Source organism: Streptomyces sp. NPDC050422 (genome assembly GCF_044458665.1).
Lineage (GTDB): Bacteria > Actinomycetota > Actinomycetes > Streptomycetales > Streptomycetaceae > Streptomyces.
Genome location: NZ_JBITIE010000044.1, coordinates 15,408 through 31,368, shown reverse-complemented (window position 1 = coordinate 31,368; position 15,961 = coordinate 15,408). Strand labels below are relative to the sequence as shown.

Annotated in this window: 13 protein-coding genes; 4 read left to right on the top strand and 9 right to left on the bottom strand. The window is 71.6% G+C overall.

Annotated elements, in window-relative coordinates:
* Positions 1 to 288: 288 nt before the first annotated feature.
* The 4 genes from fxsA to ACIBJG_RS38055 form a co-directional block, all read right to left on the bottom strand.
* The gene (gene fxsA, locus ACIBJG_RS38070; protein ID WP_399314838.1) at positions 289 to 867 is read right to left on the bottom strand and encodes an FxsA family membrane protein; all 579 of its coding nucleotides are present in this window, start codon (positions 865 to 867) and stop codon (positions 289 to 291) included.
* 70 nt (positions 868 to 937) lie between these two features.
* Complete coding sequence (locus ACIBJG_RS38065; protein ID WP_399314837.1) at positions 938 to 1,705, bottom strand: polyprenol monophosphomannose synthase; 768 nt, start codon at positions 1,703 to 1,705, stop codon at positions 938 to 940.
* 527 nt (positions 1,706 to 2,232) lie between these two features.
* Positions 2,233 to 3,873 (bottom strand): amidohydrolase, encoded by a 1,641-nt coding sequence (locus ACIBJG_RS38060; protein ID WP_399314835.1) that lies wholly within the window; start codon positions 3,871 to 3,873, stop codon positions 2,233 to 2,235.
* Positions 3,874 to 3,958: 85 nt separating this feature from the next.
* Positions 3,959 to 4,399 (bottom strand): Lrp/AsnC family transcriptional regulator, encoded by a 441-nt coding sequence (locus ACIBJG_RS38055; RefSeq protein ID WP_024493538.1) that lies wholly within the window; start codon positions 4,397 to 4,399, stop codon positions 3,959 to 3,961.
* Positions 4,400 to 4,602: 203 nt separating this feature from the next.
* On the opposite strand from ACIBJG_RS38055, the gene ACIBJG_RS38050 reads away from it, so the two are divergent.
* A complete protein-coding gene (locus tag ACIBJG_RS38050) occupies positions 4,603 to 5,004 on the top strand; it encodes a hypothetical protein (RefSeq protein WP_399314833.1) in 402 nt (133 codons plus the stop codon).
* A 454-nt stretch (positions 5,005 to 5,458) separates the two neighbouring features.
* Here ACIBJG_RS38050 and ACIBJG_RS38045 read toward each other — a convergent pair whose 3' ends face one another.
* Complete coding sequence (locus tag ACIBJG_RS38045) at positions 5,459 to 6,631, bottom strand: acyl-CoA dehydrogenase family protein (RefSeq protein WP_399314831.1); 1,173 nt, start codon at positions 6,629 to 6,631, stop codon at positions 5,459 to 5,461.
* 384 nt (positions 6,632 to 7,015) lie between these two features.
* Between ACIBJG_RS38045 and ACIBJG_RS38040 the strand changes: the two genes are divergently transcribed.
* Positions 7,016 to 8,308 (top strand): glycoside hydrolase family 18 protein, encoded by a 1,293-nt coding sequence (locus ACIBJG_RS38040; protein WP_399314830.1) that lies wholly within the window; start codon positions 7,016 to 7,018, stop codon positions 8,306 to 8,308.
* Positions 8,309 to 8,391: 83 nt separating this feature from the next.
* On the opposite strand, the gene ACIBJG_RS38035 is transcribed toward ACIBJG_RS38040, so the two are convergent.
* Positions 8,392 to 8,544 (bottom strand): SCO1431 family membrane protein, encoded by a 153-nt coding sequence (locus tag ACIBJG_RS38035; protein WP_399314828.1) that lies wholly within the window; start codon positions 8,542 to 8,544, stop codon positions 8,392 to 8,394.
* 116 nt (positions 8,545 to 8,660) lie between these two features.
* The gene (locus tag ACIBJG_RS38030; RefSeq protein WP_399314827.1) at positions 8,661 to 10,028 is read right to left on the bottom strand and encodes a peptidase C39 family protein; all 1,368 of its coding nucleotides are present in this window, start codon (positions 10,026 to 10,028) and stop codon (positions 8,661 to 8,663) included.
* Positions 10,029 to 10,209: 181 nt separating this feature from the next.
* Between ACIBJG_RS38030 and ACIBJG_RS38025 the strand changes: the two genes are divergently transcribed.
* Together ACIBJG_RS38025 and ACIBJG_RS38020 are read left to right on the top strand one after the other, a co-directional pair.
* Positions 10,210 to 10,839, top strand: a complete 630-nt coding sequence (locus ACIBJG_RS38025; RefSeq protein ID WP_399314825.1) for a uridine kinase — start codon at positions 10,210 to 10,212, stop codon at positions 10,837 to 10,839.
* Positions 10,840 to 11,198: 359 nt separating this feature from the next.
* On the top strand, positions 11,199 to 13,115 hold the full coding sequence (locus ACIBJG_RS38020; RefSeq protein ID WP_399314824.1) for an AAA family ATPase: 1,917 nt from the start codon (positions 11,199 to 11,201) through the stop codon (positions 13,113 to 13,115).
* A gap of 215 nt (positions 13,116 to 13,330) precedes the next feature.
* On the opposite strand, the gene ACIBJG_RS38015 is transcribed toward ACIBJG_RS38020, so the two are convergent.
* Together ACIBJG_RS38015 and ACIBJG_RS38010 are read right to left on the bottom strand one after the other, a co-directional pair.
* Entirely contained in the window at positions 13,331 to 14,428 is a 1,098-nt protein-coding gene (locus ACIBJG_RS38015) for a hemolysin family protein (RefSeq protein ID WP_399314821.1), read from the bottom strand.
* A complete protein-coding gene (locus ACIBJG_RS38010) occupies positions 14,425 to 15,795 on the bottom strand; it encodes a hemolysin family protein (protein WP_399314820.1) in 1,371 nt (456 codons plus the stop codon). The genes ACIBJG_RS38015 and ACIBJG_RS38010 overlap by 4 nt, the downstream gene beginning before the upstream one ends.
* Between the last annotated feature and the right edge of the window lie 166 nt (positions 15,796 to 15,961).

Sequence of the window (15,961 nt, the reverse complement as noted above, 5' to 3'; positions counted from 1 at the left end):
GCCCCCCCCCCCCCCCCCCCCCCCCCCCCCACCCCCCCCCCCCCCCCCCCCCCCCCCCCCCCCCCCCCCGCGCCCCCCCCCCCCCGCGGCTCTGTGCGTGGGCCTTGGGCGGCCGGCTGCGGGGACCAGATGTGCGGGCGCGCCGTGCGCCTGGCCCGGCCCCGGTCGGGCGCCGGCCAAAGATGTCCTCAATCGCCGAAGGGCTTGATTTTCTTCCTGGCCCGACACTGATGTGGCGGGCCAGGGGCTGATGGAGCAAGCCTGGAGCTGCGTTGCCAGGGGCGGTGGTTACGGTGTCAGGGGCGGACGCGGGGTGTCGTCCGGGTGGGAGGGTTCCTCGCGGATGACCTCGCCCTGGACGACCTTTCCGTCCGGGCGGTGGATACGAGCCTGCTGGAAGGCGTCCGAGAGGCTGCCGGGGCTGCCTGCCGCCTTCATGCGCCGTTCCAGTGAGCGCTCCGCGTACCTGCTGAGCGCCGAACGGACCGGCGGGACCAGGAGCAGCAGTCCGGCGACGTCCGAGATCATCCCCGGAATCATGATCAGCAGCCCGGCGAGCATCAGGAAGCCGTTGCCCCGGGTGCTCGGCGGGGCGGGCGACGAGCCGTCGGCCCCCGGCTGTCCCGGCATCTGCTGGAGCGTCTCGGTGAGATTGCGGAAGGCGCGGCGACCGGCCCGCTTCATCACCACGGCCCCGAGGACGACCCCGGCGACCAGGAGCAGCAGCACGGTGAACCCGCCTGCCACGTCCGCCACGACGGTGAGCAGCCAGATCTCCAGCACCGCCCAGGCGGCGATGGCGAGAGGAACGAAGGTCCGGGCGCGCGAGCGCTTGCGGGCGGTCGGGGGCGGTGTGCCGGTCGTCATGCCCCCAGTGTGCCTGGAAAAGCGTCCGAACGGGGTAAGGGGGCGGCGGAGAGCGGCGTCCGCTCCGGGGTCAGGACGTGCGGCGGCCGAGCACCCGGTTCGTACGCGTGGTGACGCCCCACGCCGTCACGCGCCAGAGTGCCTCGACCAGGATGTCCCGGCTCATCTTGGAGTCGCCGACCTCCCGGTCCACGAAGGTGATCGGGACCTCGACGACGTGGAAGCCCGCCTCGATGGAGCGGCGGGCCAGGTCGACCTGGAAGCAGTAGCCCTGTGAGGCGACCTCGTCCAGACCGATGCCCTGCAGCGTCTCGGTGCGGAAGGCCCGGTAACCGCCGGTGACGTCCCTCGTCTGCAGTCCGAGCAGCAGCCGGGAGTACGTGCTGCCACCGCGGGAGATCATCTCGCGGGACTTGGGCCAGTTGACCACCCGTCCGCCCGGGACCCAGCGGGAGCCGAGAACCAGGTCGGCACCCTTGAGGGCGGTGAGCAGGCGCGGCAGTTCCTCGGGCTGGTGGGAGCCGTCCGCGTCCATCTCGACGAGGACGCCGTAGTCGTGGTCCATGCCCCAGCGGAAGCCGGCGAGGTAGGCCGCGCCGAGCCCCTCCTTGCCCTTGCGGTGCAGCACGTGGACCTGGTCGTCGGTCGCGGCGATCTCGTCGGCGAGTTTCCCGGTGCCGTCCGGGCTGTTGTCGTCGGCAACGAGGATGTCGGCCTCCGGCACGGCGACGCGCACCCGGCTGACGATCGGCTTGATGTTCTCGGCCTCGTTGTAGGTCGGAATGATCACCAAAGCTCTGCCGAGCGGGCCGTATCGCCTCTGACCGCCGTCGTTCACTTACTGCCCCTTAAGTCCGTACGCAGATGCACACCATATCGAGAGCGGCACCTGCACAGAGCGACCCGGTCGGGCGGCGTGGGAAGCGGCGGCGGACAGAAGCACGGAAGTACGGACAGAACTGCGGATCGGGGCCCGGCGCCCTTCGGGCCGACCTGGGACCCGCCGGCTGCGGGTCGACCTAGAGCCGTTGTCTACTGAACGTCCGGGCCCCACCCGGGTCGCACCCTCCGCCCGGCTGAAACCTTCCCTCGCCCCCGAGGCGCGGGCGCTGAACCTGGCTGTCAGTGACGGTGCGCCGGTGCGGCACACCACCCCATGACCCAGCGGCGTTCGACGACTGCGTGGAGGTTTAACCGGTCGGACGTCCTGTGGTGGACTCGGCCGAACCTACCGGCCAGTGGGCGCATTCTGTCAATAGTCGCCTGACCTGCATCGTTTACCGAACTTGCCTGGTCAGTCCCGAAGATCCCCAGGTCGCGGCAGAACGGGAGCGACTTCGATCGGCGGTACGAAATGTCCGCACGTCACTCGTTCGGCCGTACGTAGACAGTTTGTCCGAAGACCACCGTGCGCAGGCAGACCGGGAGTTCGCCGCCCGGGCTGAGATCCGGCAGCCCTGGCGTACCCGACCTGGGGTCCGTCGACCAGCGCGCCACCCGGTCGTCCGGGGCCTGGACCACCAGCTCCTCGGTGCGCCAGACCGCGTAGTCGGCCGGGGCGCCGGGTACCAGGGTGCCCGCGTCGTCGCGGCCGACGGCTCGCCAGCCGCCCCTGGTGTGGGCGGTGAAGCCGGCCCGGACGGAGATCCGGTGCTCGAGTGTCCGGTGGAACGCGGCGGCCCGCACGGTCCCCCACGGGTCCAGCGGGGTCACCGGGCTGTCGGAGCCGAACGCGAGGGGCACACCGGCCCGCAGGAGCGCCGCGTACGGGTTGAGGGTCCTCGCCCGCCCGGCACCCAGCCGGCGGGCGTACATGCCCTCCTCACCGCCCCAGGCGGCGTCGAACGCGGGCTGGACCGAGGCGGTGAGGCCAAGCTCCGCGAAAGCGGCCACGGTCTCGGGCGTGAGCATCTCCGCGTGCTCGACGCGGTGCCTGGCGGCCCGTACCCGGCCGAGGCCCACCTTCTCGGCCGCCGTCCTGATGCCGTCGACGACGGCGGAGAGCGCCGCGTCGCCGATGGCGTGGAAACCCGCCTGGAGCCCGGCCTCGGTGCAGGCCGCGACATGGGCGGCGATCTGCGTGGCGTCCAGGTGGGCGGTGCCCGGGCCGGGCGCGTCGGCGTACGGCTCGTGGAGGCAGGCCGTGTGCGAGCCGAGCGACCCGTCGACGAAGAGGTCCCCCGCAGCGCCCACCGCACCGAGCTCCCGGATGCGCCGCGCGTCCTTCTCGTCGCCGACCTGTTCGGCCCAGTAGCCGAAGACCCGCGGCCCCGGTTCCCCCGCCGCCAGCTCCAGCAGCGAGGTGAAGTCCTCCTCGTCGGAGATGTCGGGGCCACCGCACTCGTGGACGGTCCCGATCCCGAGGGACGCCGCGTGAGCAAGCGCGGCGCGCTGGGCGGCGGCACGCTGACGGGGCGAGACGGCGCCGTGGGCGGCCGCGCGCACCGCATGGTGGGCGGCACCCGTCAGCGGCGCGTCGGGCCGGTAGCCGGGCATCGAGGCGGCCTGGGGGACGAGGTCGAGCAGCGCGGTGGTGACGACCGCCGAATGGACGTCGATCCGGGGCAGATAGACCGGCCGGCCGGCCGCCGCCGCGTCGAGCTCGGCGCGCGTGGGCGGGCGTTGCTCCGGCCAGCGCGTGGCGTCCCAGCCGTGCCCCAGAACCACCCGGTCGGCGGGGTGTGCCGCCACGTACGTCCGGACGAGGGCCAGGGCCTCGCCGAGGCTGCGGGCGCCGGACAGGTCGAGGCCGGTGAGGGCCAGACCGGTCGACGTGGTGTGGACGTGCGCGTCGGTGAACGCGGGAGTGACCAGGGCGCCGTCGAGGTCGACCACTTCGTCGACGCCGCTCGCGAAGGCGTCGGCGGCCCCTTCGGAGCCCACCCAGGCGACATGGCCCCGTTCGACCACCATGGCGGTGGCGAAGGGGTCGGCGGGGCTGTGGACGTCTCCACCGCGCAGCAGCACGGTGCGGTGTTCGCTCTGGGGGGCGGTGCTCTCGGTCATGAGGACCAGTCTCCCGCCTGCCGGGGTCCGCGCCGTGCGCGACCCCCCTTACGGCCCCACCCGTGACCGGCAGCGGGTGAAGCCGTCAGATCTGCGGCGGGCGCGCCTCGTAGGGCGTCGAGAGGACGACGGTGGTGCGGGTGGAGACACCGGCGAGCGAGCGGATCCGAGTGAGCAGATGCTCCAGCTCCAGGGGGGTCGCGACCCGCACCTTGAGGATGTAGTTCTCGTCACCCGCGACGCTGTGGCAGGCCTCCAGCTCCGGGACGCCGGCGAGCCGCTCCGCGATGTCGTCCGGCGCGCTCGGGTCGAAGGGCTTCACCGAGATGAACGCGGTCAGTGGCAGGCCGACGGCCTCGGGGTCGACGACCGCGGCATAGCCACGGATCACCCCGCGCTGCTCCAGCCTGCGGACGCGCTGATGAACGGCCGAGGTGGACAGGCCGGTGGCCTTGCCCAGGTCGGTGTAGCTCATCCGCCCGTCCTTGACGAGCAACTCCACGATTTGACGGTCCAGCTCCTCCATATGGATCAATCTATGGCCCCGCGCCCTCCAGGCACAGCCGTGGAGGGCGGTGAAGGGCACCTGCGGCAGGCATGTGACGAATGCCACAGGTTTACGCGCCGATAGCCGGGGCCCCTCGCGGTTACGGCAGATGCCCGCCGGGAAGTGCTTGCTGTGGTCGAGGCCGCGGCGCCTTGTCGGCCCACCCGAGGGGGGAATTTCCCATGCAGAGCCTGAAGCTCACCGGACGTACCGAACCGGAGCCCGTTGATCCTTTCGAGGACAGCACTCCCGACGCGTACGACACGTTCGAGATGTACCGGGTCGTCTGCCCGGACTGTGCGCAGCCCATCGCGCTCCTGGCGGACGAGGACGTACTGCCGGAGCACGCACTGTGCCCCACTCCGTGGAACCCGTTCGTCCTGACGGTGTGTGCCGGTACCGGCCGCGCCGCGGCGAAAGCCCGGCCCGCCGATGAGTCGGCCGACGCCCAGGAGCAGGAGACGGCCCTGCTGCTGACGCTCCCTCAGGGGCTCGACTGGAGGATGCAGCCGTTCTCGCACGCCGGGGGCGCCGGATCGCGTCCGCTCCGGGTGCCCGGGCAACTGCGCCGCGACGCCGCCTGAGGCAGGCGCCGACACGCCGGAGACGGAATCACCCGCACCACGACGACGGTCGAACCGGCGTGGTGCGGCTTTCCGTCGGCCCTCCGGCGCGGCGCACCAAGAGGAACTGCCGAACAGGCGCTCGAATCGGCCCGGCAGTGACCCGGCCCGGCCCCGCGCCGTTGGCCCGGTATGACCCTGCTGCACCCCACGGCCGGACCCGGTCGCCGCCGTCTCGCCGCTCCGGCATCCGAAGAATCGGTTCCGCAGTCCCCTGCCTCACCGACACCGTCGGAACCCACCCGGCCGGCACCTCACCCGGCGCCGCGCTCGGCACCCCACTCCACCGATCCGCCCATCTACCGGTCGCTGCTCCGGCACTGGGAAGGCACGGGCAGGACCCTGCCGGGCCGCCATGACCAGGAGTGGAACCGGATCATGACGACGCCCGTGTGGTCGGACCGGCCGCTGCGGGTCAGCGCGTCTCGGGCCCCGCAAGGTGGCGGGCGATGACCATCCGCTGGATCTGATTGGTGCCTTCGACGATCTGCAGCACCTTCGCCTCGCGCATCAGCCGCTCGACGGGGAAGTCCAGCGTGTAGCCGTATCCACCGAGCACCTGGACGGCGTCGATGGTGACCCGCATCGCGGCGTCCGTGCAGAACAGCTTCGCCATCGCCGCCTGCCGCGAGAAGGGGATCCCCGCGTCGCGCAGCCGGGCGGCCTCCAGGTAGAGCGCGCGGCCCGCCTCGATCTGGGTGGCCATGTCGGCGAGCATGAACCGCAAACCCTGGAAGTCCGCGATGGGGCGGCCGAACTGCTTGCGCCCCGTGGCGTACTCGACGGCCTCGTTCATCGCCGCCTGGGCCACGCCGATGGCACAGGCGGCGATGCCCAGCCGGCCGGAGTCGAGCGCGGACAGGGCGATCGCGAAGCCCTGCCCCTCCTCGCCGATCCGGCGTGCGTCGGAGATCCGTACGCCGTCGAAGTGCAGCTGGGCGGTGGGCGAGCCCTTCATCCCCATCTTCTTCTCGGGAACGGCGGCGCCGAGGCCGGCCGCGTCACCCGGGACGAGGAAGGCGGTGATTCCGCGCGGGCCCTCGACGCCCGTACGAGCCAGGACCGTGTAGAAGTCGGCGATGCCGCCGTGCGTGATCCACGCCTTGGTGCCGGTGATGACCCAGTCGTCGCCGTCCCGGACGGCCTTGGTGGTCAGCGAGGCGGCGTCGGAGCCCGAGGCGGGTTCGGAGAGGCAGTAGGCGCCCAGCAGGCCGCCCGCGAGCATCGCCGGAAGGTGTTCGGTCTGCTGGTCCTTGGTGCCGTAGCCGGCGACCGCGTGGCAGGCGAGCGAGTGGACACTGACGCCGAGTCCGACGGTGAGCCGGGCGGCGGCGAGCTCTTCGAGGACCTGGAGGTAGACCTCGTACGGCTGGTCCCCGCCTCCGTGGGCGGAGTCGTAGGGCAGGCCGAGCAGACCGGACTCGGAGAGCAGAGTGAAGACTTCGCGCGGGAACCGGCCCGCGTCCTCCTCCTCGGCGGCCCGCGGCACGATCTCCCGCTGGGCGATGTCGCGGACGAGTGCGACGAGCTGCCTGGACTCCTCGGTGGGCAGACGGCGTTCCACCAATTGCGGGGCACGGTCGGACATGACGGCGCTCTCCTCCCTGTCGGGCGTTGCGGCGGTCGCGCGCGCGGGGTGTGAGCGGCGCCGCCGGGGGATCTCCGGACGATGCCCGGAAAACACTGCTGCCCAGCCGATGTTGCCCTCCCGGATTACGAGAGGTGCAGGCCGGCGGCTGTGGCGGCTTGAGTATGCCCGATCGGACGGCATCCGTCACCGGTTGACAGAACACGTCCAGAAAGAGCCGGTGACCGCCGGGACGATCACCGAATTGGTCCGAACCATTGACCCAACTGGTCTAGTCCATCTACGGTTTCCAGCGAAACCGGCTTTCCGCGTTCATGCCAAGTTCGGGTGTTCGCCGAGAGCCGGCCGTCCACTGGCACGTCCCCTCCCCCACGAGGAGCAACCATGACCGGACTTCATCGCCCGGGAGCCCGCCTCCGGGCTCTCGCCGCCGCGGCCTGTACCGCCGCCCTGGGCGCCGCCCTGCTGGGCGTCGCGGGCACCGGGCCCGCCGGAGCGGCCCCCTCCGCCCAGCAGGCCCCCACCGCCCAGCAGGCCGCCGCACCGGCAGCAGCGCCGGCCACCCCCACAGCGGCCGGCAACAAGGTGGTCGGATACTTCACCAACTGGGGTGTCTACCAGCGCAATTACCACGTGAAGAACGTCGAGACCTCCGGCTCGGCCGACAAGCTCACACACATCAACTACGCCTTCGGCAACGTCCAGGGCGGCAAGTGCACGATCGGCGACTCCTACGCCGACTACGAGAAGGCGTACACCGCCGACCAGTCGGTCGACGGGGTCGCTGACACCTGGGACCAGGAGCTGCGCGGCAACTTCAACCAGCTGCGCAAGCTGAAGAAGCTGCACCCGGAGCTCAAGATCATCTGGTCGTTCGGCGGCTGGACCTGGTCCGGCGGGTTCGGTGAGGCGGCGCAGAACCCGGCCGCGTTCGCCAAGTCCTGCCACGACCTGGTCGAGGACCCCCGCTGGGCCGATGTCTTCGACGGCATCGACATCGACTGGGAGTACCCCAACGCCTGCGGTCTGACCTGCGACACCAGCGGCCGTGACGCGTACGGCAACCTGCTGTCCTCCCTCCGTACCGAGTTCGGCACGGACGACCTGGTCACTTCGGCGATCAGCGCGGACGGCTCCGACGGCGGCAAGCTCGACGCCGTCGACTACGGCGGCGCGTCGAAGTACGTCGACTGGTACAACCCGATGACGTACGACTTCTTCGGCGCCTGGGACGCGAAGGGCCCGACGGCCCCGCACTCCCCGCTCACCTCCTACACGGGCATCCCCAAGGAGGGCTTCAACAGCGAGGCGGCCATCGACAAGCTGAAGGCGCAGGGCGTCCCGGCCTCGAAGCTGCTGCTCGGCATCGGCTTCTACGGCCGCGGCTGGACCGGCGTCACCCAGGACGAGCCTGGCGGCACCGCGACCGGTGCGGCCCCGGGGACGTACGAGGCGGGCATCGAGGACTACAAGGTCCTCAAGAACAGCTGCCCCACGACCGGCACCGTCGCCGGCACTGCGTACGCGCACTGCGGCACCAACTGGTGGAGCTACGACACCCCCGCCACCATCGGCACCAAGATGGCGTACAAGAACCAGCAGGGTCTGGGCGGCACCTTCTTCTGGGAGCTCAGTGGTGACACCACCGACGGCGAGCTGATCAGGGCGATCGACTGACGCCGGCGACACGGCAGGCATGACGAGGGGCGGGGAGCCGGGCGGGCTCCCCGCCCCTCGTCACGTGCCGGGACGGACACGGGTCACATGAGGCCGAGCTGCGTGACGAACATGGCGATGACGACGACGAGCGTCCAGCCCAGGAGGTTCTCCAGCAGCTTGGAGCCGTCCTCGGGCCCGCCGGTCCGCACGCGGCGGCGGGCAGGGGTGGTGGTTGCGGCAGCAGTCGCGGTCATGGCATCTCGTTCGGTCGGCCGGCAGTCGGTGTCCCCCGAGGACCCGACCACAGTGCCAGCCGGACGGGCCCGCGGGGTAGAGAGCTGCGTCACTGCCCCGGAGCCCGCCGACCCCGTCAGCGGATGCCGACGGCCGCCAGGGCCCGGCGCTGGACGGGTGTCGGGTGGGCGGGGAAGTACAGGTAGCAGACGCCACCTGTGCCCGACGACACATTGCCGCTCGCGTTGTAGCGCTTGGTACGGAGCCAGATCGTCTCCCACTCGTGCCGCAGGTAGACACGCCGCACGGCCTCGTCGCTGGGCGACGCCGGGTCGTTGGCGATCACGTCACCGTCCTCGGTGAAGCCGATCACCGTCATCAGGTGGCCGGAGGTGCCGTATCCCGCACCGGTCAGCTCGGTCTTGAGGAACGACTGCGACGTTATGACCGGGATGCCTGCCCGGACCAGGGTCTCCAGGTCCTCCAGCGAGCCGAGCCGCGTCACCACGGCGCTCATGTCCTCGTACGTCGCCGCGTAGGCGGCGTTGAACGGCCAGTTCCCGCAGCCCTCGTACTGGTTGTCGTACGTGAAGCGGGCCGCGTGGCAGACCTGCGGGTCCGCCAGCCCCGGCTTGACCCAGGACAGGTCCTCGGCGCTGGGCCTGCGGCCCCAGTACTCGACGATCATCTGCGAGGAGGTGGGGCTGCACCACGCCTCGCCGCCGTTGTCGTACTCGGGGTACTGCCCCACGTGCACGTTCTGCGAGTAGCGCGGCACCGGCAGTTCCCGGGCTAGGCCGGGCGTGGAGGCGGGCACGGTGAAGCGGTCGGGGATGTCCGAGGCCATGGCGCCCAGGCGCCACACCGTGGGCGTCAGCCGGGTTCCCGGTGTGCGGTACAGCGTCAGCCGCAGCCGGTAGGACAGCAGGCGCAGACCGCTCGCCGCGTCGTCCACCGAGAAGGTGTCGGTCCAGATGGAGCTCTTGCCGTCGGTCTGGTCGTCGACGGAGGTGCGGCGGATGTCGCCGTCGCCCGCGGCCCAGCGGCCCATGACGTACCAGGGCGTCTCGGTGCCGTCCGAGTAGCCGCCCCGAAGTTCGATCTGGATCCAGGTGCCGGCGGGCGTGTCCGCGTTCCAGGATGCGATGACCTCGGTGGCCGGGACGGTGGAGCGGTGGGCCGGTGAGGTCCAGGTGGCGTAGTCCCACGCCGCGGTGGTGCCGGTGTGCGGGTCGGTGTAGTCGGTTCGCCCCAAGGGGTGGCCGATCACCAGCCCCGCCCGGCGGCCGGCGACGGCACGGGTCCCGGCGCCGGAACCGCAGCGCCAGTCGGTGTACGTGGTCCATGCGTGGTTGTCCACGAGTGATGCTGCCGCCGAAGGTGCGTCGGGCCGGGTACGAGGTGGCGCCGCGGCGGCGGAAGCGGCGGAGGACACCGTTCCGGCGCCGGCCGCTGCCGCGATCGCTGCGGTGAGCACGGTTCTGCGTGAGGTCGGACTGGGCATGGGCGAGACCCCCGGTCGTAAGCGGAATGGGGCTGCAGGTGCACGACAGTGGGCCAACTATCGCGGGTCGTCCCCCGGTTCGGCCAGCGATTCGGCTCGCGTCGACGGACCAATATGGGTCTGGACCACTGGCGTGACCTGCGGCTGCTTCTCGCGGGCCACCGGCTCGTACGCTGGGCACATGAACGACCTCTCGCGCCTTGCCGCACGGCTGCGCACCCTGCCGCCGTCGTGCGGGCCGGTCCGGCTGATCGCCGTCGACGGCCACGCGGGGTCCGGCAAGAGCACCTTCGCGGCCCGGCTCTCGGCCGCGCTCGGCGACGCCCCCGTGCTGCACCTGGACGACCTGGCCACCCACGAGGAACTATTCGACTGGACCGGCAGGCTTCGGGAGCAGGTGACCGGCCCGCTGTCGCGTGGCGAGACCGCCCACTACGCGCCGTACGACTGGACGGCGCGCGGCTTCGGACCGCCGCGCGCCCTGCCTCCGGCCCCGCTGGTGCTGATCGAGGGCGTCGGGGCGGGACGGCGGGCCCTGCGCCCCGCACTGGCCCGGCTGCTGTGGATGGACCTGCCGGCCGCGGAGTCCTGGGAGCGGGGACGGCGGCGGGACGGGCCGGCGCTGAACACCTTCTGGGACGGCTGGACGGCCGCCGAGACGGCTCATTTCTCGGCCGATCCCTCGCGTCCCTGGGCCGACGCTCTGGTACGCCAGTTGCCTGTGGGGTACGAGTGGCTGGAGGGAACCCCTACGACAGCAGTAATGAACCATTCCGTCACCCCCCGTGATCAACCGGCCCCGCCATACTGAGCAGTCGGAAATCGGACCGGAAGTGCCTCAACTCTGCTTGACCCGGGGGCGGTACAGGTCTTACGTTCTCAATGTGCGGCTTTTCGGAGCCCCCGCAGACGCGAAGCCCCCGGTTGTTCCCCCGTGATCGGGGGCTTCGCTCTGTGCCCGACGCCGGTTTCCGGCCCCACCGCGCCCCCTTCCGCTCACCGTGGGTCACGGCCCGTCTTCGGCGTGCGGCGCCCTTAGTCGCACACTCCCTGCGCAGGTACGATGCCTCTCGGTGCGGTCAATTCCCGTCCATGGCACAGTGATTCGGCGCGCCTCGGCGGGCCGCCGTGCGGCGGGACATCCTGGGGGCACGGTTTGTGGGGGACCTGATGGACATCGGCACGCAGGGCGCACAGGCCCCGGCCGACCTCGCGTGGCTGCGCGGCGTGGACGCCTACACGATGGGCGCTTATCCGCAGGCCGAGGAGGAGTTCAGAGCCGCGGTGCGCCTCGATCCCGGCATGGCGGACGCCTGGCTCGGCCTCCACGCGCTGCGGGTCGACACGACGGCGGCGCTGCTGCACATGTACCGCCATCGCGACCGCTTCGGCGATCAGCGTGGGCGGTACCGGCGCACGCTCAACTCCTGGTACTGGCTGGGCTGGTGGGTGCAGCCGGTCCTGGAGAGCCCGCGCGACCTGCTGCTCGCGCACGCCTCGCACTGGCTGGACGGCCGCCATGTGGCCGAACTCGACCGGGCGTTGGCCGGCCTGCCACCGGTGGACGCCGACCCACAGGTCCGCTTCCTGCACGCCTGCCGCTCCTACCTCGTCAAGGACTGGGAGCAACTCGTACGCCATACGGAGCAATTGACCGACGATCCGCTGCTGGGCATCGAGGCCGGGCTCTTCGGCGGCATGGCGCGGGTACGGCTGGAGATGTACGGGCAGGCCGAGCCCCTGCTGTCCACCGCGCTGATGCGCTGCCGCAGCGAACAGCCGCAGCGCAAGGAACTGCGCTACTGGCTGGCCCGCGCGCACGAGGGCACGGGGCGCAGCGCGGCCGCGCTGCCCCTGTACCGGGCGGTCCACCGGATCGACCCCGCGTTCATGGACACGTCGGCGCGGCTGGCCGCGATTGCGGACTACGACGGGCTGGACGGCTCCGAGGAGGTGTCCGGCCTCGCCGCCGTCTCGCTGACCGGCCTGGGCGCCGACGGTACGTTCGCGGAGGTGCAGCCGGAGGGCGACTCACTGCTGGGCACCGACCTGGTGGACGGCAGGGAACTGCGGCCGGGCGTCGAGGCGCAGGACCTGCCGGGCGTCGGGGTCTCGCCGCCACCGGGCGGGGCCCGGCAGAGGACAGCAGTCCCGGGTCAGTCCGCGCCGCAGCCGTTCCCGGCCGGCCCCAGCGATCCGGCGCTGCTCGCCGAGGCACTGGCGGAGCTGGAGCGGATGGTCGGTCTGGAACCGGTGAAGCGGCAGGTCAAGGCGTTGTCGGCGCAGCTGAACATGGCGCGGCTGCGGGCGGGCCAGGGGCTGCCCGTACAGCCGCCGAAGCGGCACTTCGTCTTCTCTGGACCGTCCGGCACCGGCAAGACGACGGTGGCCCGGATCCTGGGCCGGGTGTTCTACGCCCTGGGCCTGCTCGGCGGGGACCATCTGGTCGAGGCGCAGCGGGCGGACCTGGTCGGCGAGTTCCTGGGCCAGACGGCGGTGAAGGCCAACGAGCTGATCGACTCGGCACTGGGCGGGGTGCTCTTCGTCGACGAGGCGTACAGCCTCTCCAACACCGGGTACAGCAAGGGCGACGCGTACGGCGACGAGGCCCTGCAGGTCCTCCTCAAACGCGCGGAGGACAACCGGGACCATCTCGTCGTCATCCTGGCCGGCTACCCGGAGGGCATGGACCGGCTGCTCTCCACCAACCCTGGGCTCTCCTCGCGCTTCACCACGAGGGTGGACTTCCCCAGCTACCGGCCGCTGGAGCTCACCTCCATCGGCGAGGTGCTGGCCGCGGAGAACGGGGACGCGTGGGACGAGGAGTCGCTGGATGAGCTGCGCTCCATCAGCGGCCACGTCGTCGACCAGGGCTGGCTCGACGAGCTGGGCAATGGGCGCTTCCTGCGCACGCTCTACGAGAAGAGCTGCGCCTACCGCGATCTGCGGCTCTCGGGATACGCGACGGTGCCGACGCGGGACGATCTGGCGACGCTGCGGCTGCCGGATCTGATGCAGGCGTACGGCGAGGTGCTCTCCGGTCGGGGGCCGGTGGGGCGGGGCCGGCAGGAGCCGCCGGAGATGTGAGGCGGTCCCGTTCCCCGGCCGCCGGGAGACGAGGCTCCCGGCGGCCGGGGAGACGCTAGGTCCTGTCTGGAGTTCCCCCGGCGTCACGGCGTCCGGTGCCGCCGCCTCCGGCGTTGTCGTCAGTCGCCTTGGATCCGCGTCGACTCCCTCCTCCGCCTTGGATCCGACGGCACCGGACACCGCTCCTTCTCCCGCGCTGGAACTCCAGACAGGACCTAACCGACCAGGGCGGACACCTCGTCCGAGCCGGTCTGCCGCTCCTCGGTGCGGCGCGGCTCCGAGACCCGGTGGGCCGGGTCCCGTACCTCTCCGACCAGCATCTCCAGGACGTCCTCCATGGCGACCAGGCCGAGCACGCGGCCCGACGCGTCGGCGACCTGGGCCAGATGCGTCGCCGCGCGGCGCATCACGGTCAGGGCGTCGTCCAGGGGCAGCTCGGCCCGCACGGTCGCCATCGGACGCCACACGTGCTGCGGGACGGCCCGCTCACCGTCCTCCAGGTCGAGGACGTCCTTGACGTGCAGGTAGCCCATGAACGGGCCGCCGCCCTCCGCGCAGACGGGAAAGCGCGAGTAGCCGGTCCGTACGGTGAGCTCCTCGATCCGGCGCGGGGTGACGGAGGGGTCCACCGTCACCAGAGCCGCCCGGCGCAGGAGGACATCGGTGACGGGCCTGCTGCCCAGCTCCAGGGCGTCCTCCAGCCGTTCCTGCGCCTCCGGCTCCAGGAGCCCGGCCTGCCCGGAGTCCTCGACGAGCCGGTTGAGCTGCTCGCTGGTGAAGACGGCCTCCACCTCGTCCTTCGGTTCGACACCGAAGAGCCGGAGCACCAGCCGGGCGCAGGCGCCCAGCGCGGAGGTGACGGGACGGCAGAGACGGGCGAAGCCGACGAGGCCGGGACTGAGCCACATCGAGGTCTTCTCGGGCGCCGCCATCGCCAGGTTCTTCGGGACCATCTCACCGATGACGAGGTGGAGGAAGACGACGAAGACCAGCGCCAGCACGAAGCCGAGCGGGTGGATCAGTCCTTCGGGCAGGTGCACCGCGTGGAAGACCGGCTCCAGCAGATGGGCGACGGTGGGTTCCGCGACGGCGCCGAGGGTCAGCGAGCAGATGGTGATGCCGAACTGGGCGGCCGCCATCATCTGCGGCAGGTTCTCCAGGCCGTACAGCACCTGGCGGGCCCGGCTCGACCCGGCTGCCGCGAGAGGTTCGATCTGACTGCGACGCACCGAGACGAGAGCGAACTCCGCCCCGACGAAGAAGCCGTTCGCCAGGACGAGGAGTCCGGCGAAGAGCAACTGGAGCAGGCTCATCGCACAGCCTCCAGAACGCGACGGGACGCCCGCGGCGTGGCGGCCGGGGCAGGCGAGTCGGCCAGGCGCACGAAGCGGACCTTCTCGGCCCGGTAGTGGCCGACCTGACGGACGGCGATCCGCCAGCCGGGCAGTTCCGCCCGGTCACCGGGGGCGGGGATCCGGCCGAGCAGGTCGGCGACCAGCCCGGCGACGGTCTCGTAGGGGCCGTCGGGCACGTCCAGGCCTATCCGGCGCAGGGTCAGTACCCGGCAGCTGCCTTCGGCGTCCCAGGCGGGCCGACCGTCCTCGGGGACCGCGGCGGCCAGCTCGGGACGGTCGGCGCCTTCGGCGTCGTGCTCGTCCCGTACCTCGCCGACGAGCTCTTCGATGATGTCCTCCAGCGTGACGACACCGGCGGTGCCGCCGTACTCGTCGACCACGACGGCGATCGGCTGCTCGTTGCGCAACCGCTGGAGCAGTTGCTCGACGGGCAGGCTCTCCGGCACCAGCAGCGGCGGCACGGCGATCCGGCCGGCCGGGGTCCGCAGGCGCTCATGGGCGGGGACTGCCAGCGCGTCCTTGAGGTGGATCATGCCGACGACCTCGTCGATGCGGTCCTGGTAGACGGGGAAACGGGAGAGGCCGGTGGCCCGGGTGAGGTTGAGGACGTCCGCCGCGGTCGCGGAGGACTGCAGGGCGCTGACCTTCACGCGCGGGGTCATCACGTGCTGGGCGGTGAGCCCGGCGAGCGACAGGGTCCGTACGAAGAGGTCCGCCGTGTCCTGTTCGAGGGTGCCGGCCTCGGCCGAGTGCCGCGCGAGGGAGACGAGCTCCCCCGGCGTACGGGCGGATGCCAGCTCCTCGGTCGGTTCGACGCCCAGGAGCCGGACCAGCCGGTTGGCGACGGTGTTCAGCAGGCCGATCACCGGGCGGAAGACCCGGGTGAAGCCCTGCTGGGGCCCGGCGACGAACCGCGCGACCTGGAGCGGCTTGGAGACCGCCCAGTTCTTCGGTACGAGTTCGCCGATGACCATCTGGACGGCCGCCGCGAGCAGCATGCCGATGACGACGCTGATGCCGGGGACGGCACCGTCGGGCAGACCGGTCAGGGACAGGGGGCCTTCCAGCAGCTGGGCGAGGGCCGGCTCGGCGAGCATGCCGACCACCAGTGAGGTGATCGTGATGCCGAGCTGGGTGCCGGAGAGCTGGAAGGAGAGTTCGCGCAGGGCGTCGACGACGGTTCGGGCCCGTCGGTCGCCCTCGGCGGCGGCGCGCTCGGCGTCCGCCCGTTCCACGGTGACGAGCCCGAATTCGGCTGCCACGAAGAATCCGTTGGCGAGGATGAGAAGGAATGCCGCACTGAGAAGCAGCAGGGGGGTGGTCATGCCGCCGCCTCCACAGAGGGGGCGGCGCAGGTACTACCGGACGATCCGTCCATTGCTGGAGGGAGTCACTCCTTGGGTCGCAGGAAAGCCCCGCGGGCCTCGGGGGCCTCTGGTGCGGGGCGGGGCGCACAGGGCGCCGCCACCCTCCAGAGTAATCAACGAGAGG

Excerpts from the sequence above, each read along its gene's own strand:
- fxsA (WP_399314838.1), bottom strand. The coding sequence starts at position 867 with ATGACGACCGGCACACCGCCCCCGACCGCCCGCAAGCGCTCGCGCGCC.
- ACIBJG_RS38060 (WP_399314835.1), bottom strand. The coding sequence starts at position 3,873 with ATGACCGAGAGCACCGCCCCCCAGAGCGAACACCGCACCGTGCTGCTG.
- ACIBJG_RS38055 (WP_024493538.1), bottom strand. The coding sequence starts at position 4,399 with ATGGAGGAGCTGGACCGTCAAATCGTGGAGTTGCTCGTCAAGGACGGG.
- ACIBJG_RS38050 (WP_399314833.1), top strand. The coding sequence starts at position 4,603 with ATGCAGAGCCTGAAGCTCACCGGACGTACCGAACCGGAGCCCGTTGAT.
- ACIBJG_RS38045 (WP_399314831.1), bottom strand. The coding sequence starts at position 6,631 with ATGTCCGACCGTGCCCCGCAATTGGTGGAACGCCGTCTGCCCACCGAG.
- ACIBJG_RS38040 (WP_399314830.1), top strand. The coding sequence starts at position 7,016 with ATGACCGGACTTCATCGCCCGGGAGCCCGCCTCCGGGCTCTCGCCGCC.
- ACIBJG_RS38035 (WP_399314828.1), bottom strand. The coding sequence starts at position 8,544 with ATGACCGCGACTGCTGCCGCAACCACCACCCCTGCCCGCCGCCGCGTG.
- ACIBJG_RS38030 (WP_399314827.1), bottom strand. The coding sequence starts at position 10,028 with ATGCCCAGTCCGACCTCACGCAGAACCGTGCTCACCGCAGCGATCGCG.
- ACIBJG_RS38025 (WP_399314825.1), top strand. The coding sequence starts at position 10,210 with ATGAACGACCTCTCGCGCCTTGCCGCACGGCTGCGCACCCTGCCGCCG.
- ACIBJG_RS38020 (WP_399314824.1), top strand. The coding sequence starts at position 11,199 with ATGGACATCGGCACGCAGGGCGCACAGGCCCCGGCCGACCTCGCGTGG.
- ACIBJG_RS38015 (WP_399314821.1), bottom strand. The coding sequence starts at position 14,428 with ATGAGCCTGCTCCAGTTGCTCTTCGCCGGACTCCTCGTCCTGGCGAAC.
- ACIBJG_RS38010 (WP_399314820.1), bottom strand. The coding sequence starts at position 15,795 with ATGACCACCCCCCTGCTGCTTCTCAGTGCGGCATTCCTTCTCATCCTC.